Here is a 3,051-nt window from a genome sequence, read left to right on the forward strand (position 1 = left end):
TTCTTGAACATAAATTGGCTTACGGTTTAAAACGAATTGTGACGAAGCTAGTTTCTCTGCATAAATCTTATCGGTTTTCCGAACTCGTAATCCATCAAGTTGCTTCTTAGCTTCCAAAGGATTAAGACATGTATAGTCATAGCTGTTTTCTTCTAGAAAAGCTTGGAGTCGGCGAGAGTAGATACCAGTAGCTTCGAAAATAATTTCAGGGTTGCTCACGGTCTTTAGATCCTTCAGTAGATGAGAAAATCCGATAATGTCATTAGGCATAGTATATCCATGAACCCTTTCACCATCCACAAGAATAGCGACTTCTGAGCTTGCTTTACTCACATCAATTCCAAAAACTACTCGCATGATATTACCTCTTAGTCTTGAATGATTCCTTGCTTTAGTGATGCCATTTTCAATACTCGACGTTTTTCGTCCCACATACTTTGATAACATTCTTCCTAAAACAGGTGTCTTGTCAGTTTTAGTTACGACGTCTAGCGCCAAAGGACTCATCGACTTAACAAGACACCTCTACTTTAACATAACGAAAAAGTAGTGAGTATTTTCTCCCATCGGAGATTTCCTCACTACTAATCTTAGTATGTTTTATTTGTTATGATAGGGAGATAATACTAACTCAGGTAATTCGTTCATTTATTTTTTATCTTTCTCTTTAAATAGTTTTAGAGTGTTTCTTAAATATAAACTAAAACTTTTGAAATTGTTATGTAATTATGACTTTTCAAAATTGTATTGCAAGTAGTAACAAGTTTCTCACTATATAATAAGACTTTTTAATCTGGTACATGTAATAAATATTTTTTTTAAGTAAAATAATTTATTTATCAAGTATTTTATAGTTTTATTTTTCATTCTGTTGTCAAATCAATATTTTTAATATATTAAATGTTATTTTATCTTTTTTACAAATCAACAAATTCTGTATTAATTAATTTTTATATTGATAAAAATTTTGAAAGAAAGAAGTTTGATTTTCTAATATTTTTTATATATCGAAAAAAACGGCACTAATAAAATAAGTGAAACATTATAAAATAAATGTTTTGAGCTTTAATTGTATAAGTTTAATTATTTTCCATAATTTTCATTTTGAGTGAGAATCTCTCGATTATTAGAAATGTTATGTTATAATGTGATAAAGATTTCTATCAATGGGGTAAAGGTAGAATGGGGCAAATATGTTTTTCAGACGAAAAGCAGGTAAATATCGCGAAGCAGATCGCGTAACTCGTTTCAAACTTATCAAATCAGGAAAAAACTGGCTTCGTGCAGCAACTGCTAACTTTGGACTTTTCAAAGTTGTTAAAGGAAGTGCAGATGCGCCGTCTGTTTCAGCGCAAAGTGTTGAGGAAAAAACACCGGTTCTCTCAGGTCAAGCATTACTAAAAGGAATTGCGGCTGCGGGTGCATTGGCCGGAGGTGCAGTTGCGACTTACACTGCTCAAGCCGAGGAGATGACAAGCCCTGCTTTGGAGAGACAGCTAACTGCTAATCAAGACGTGACAGCTAACTCTGACTCAGTTGTATTGAGTACAGCGTCTGTCTCTGAAGCTTCTGTGGTAGCGTCAACAAGTCAAGAGTCTACAAGTTCTTCAGTTGACACCCAAGCAAGCACAGATGCATCTGTATCATTATCACAATCAGTGTCACAATCTGTATCCCAATCGGTATCAGCTGAATTGTCACAAGCTATCTCAGAATCAGCATCTCTAAGCAAGGAATACTCAACCTCTGAGAGCCAGTCTCACACTGAAAATGTTAGTGGTTCAAACTCAGAATCTGCTTCTGATTCAGCAACTTCAACAAGTTCAACTGCCTCTGAAAAGGCGCTTCAAGAAGATGAAAAAACTATCTTGGATCAAAACGTTTCAGAAGCAGAATTGCTGTTAAATATTGCTAAAAATTACCAAGCAAAATTAACAGATACAGCTGCGAAAGCTGAAATCCAAACAGCTATTGCGTCAGTTCAGGAAGAAGTTGCCAAATCAACAACCTTGCTTGCTGCATCAGCAACAAACGCTGCTTATGCTGAACAACGTGAGCGCCTTGGAAGTGCCGTTGAGGGTATGCTAACCAAGATTACAAATGCAGGTTTCAACGGGAATTCTACAGTTAGTGGTAGCCCGGCAATTATTTCAAATCTTAATTTAGCGAAGGGTGAAACTAAGGTTTATATTGGAAATGGGACAGATACGGTTTATAATGTCCCAATCTATTATAAATTGACAGTGAAAAACGATGGAAAGAAACTCACATTTGTCTATAATATTTCATATGATAATCCAGCAACCTCGACAATCGAGAAACATACAAAAATAGGATATAACCACACACTATATAATACTGGAACAGGTGCGAATTCGACACAACCAATGTTTACACTTGGGAAAGGTTTGGGTACACCATCAAGTGTAACAAGTTATCTTACCGATTCTTCAGGGGCTAGATTTACAAATAACAATAGGCTTAGAGATAATACTACTCCTATTGATGCCAAGAATCCTGGATATACATGGGCAAATGGTGCACAACTAACCGGCTACTTTGCAAGACAAGGCTATGGATTAACCTCAACGTGGACTGTTCCTATCAATGGTGAAGATACTTCCTTTACCTTTACACCTTATGTAGGTGCGGACGATGATCCTACTTTTACTAACTATTTAAATGGTAAAATTGTTGAATCAGATACTACTAGTCAATCCCGTAGTCTCTCACAAAGTTTATCTATTGTTCAGTCCACGGTAGTTTCAAATTCTGTCTCTAAGAGTCAGGCTACTTCGAAGTCAGTTTCGCAATCTCTTTCGACAGTGGCCTCAGAATCGATTAGAAAGTCAAATGAAACTAGCAGATCTTTATCCACTAGCGAATCATTGCGGACAAGCTTATCCCAGAGTCAATCTACAAGTCATCGAATATCACAGTCGGTGAGTACAAGTTCTTCATTGAGTGCATTTAATTCGCAAAGTTTATCAAGCTCAATAAGTCAATCTTTATCGACGAGTGCAAGTAGATCTGCTAGCGCCTCAGCTCGAA

2 protein-coding genes are annotated in these 3,051 nt (G+C 36.3%); one reads left to right on the plus strand and one right to left on the minus strand.

What is annotated here, in order from left to right:
* On the minus strand, positions 1-357 hold a 357-nt coding region (locus AX663_RS04305), incomplete at its 3' end, for an IS110 family transposase (protein ID WP_331708972.1).
* Between the two features lie 836 nt (positions 358-1,193).
* On the opposite strand from AX663_RS04305, the gene AX663_RS04310 reads away from it, so the two are divergent.
* Positions 1,194-3,051, plus strand: a 1,858-nt coding sequence (locus AX663_RS04310) for an accessory Sec-dependent serine-rich glycoprotein adhesin (RefSeq protein WP_156430760.1), incomplete at its 3' end; no start/stop codon positions are given.

The organism is Streptococcus sp. CCH8-H5 (assembly GCF_001556505.1).
Taxonomy (GTDB): Bacteria; Bacillota; Bacilli; order Lactobacillales; family Streptococcaceae; genus Streptococcus.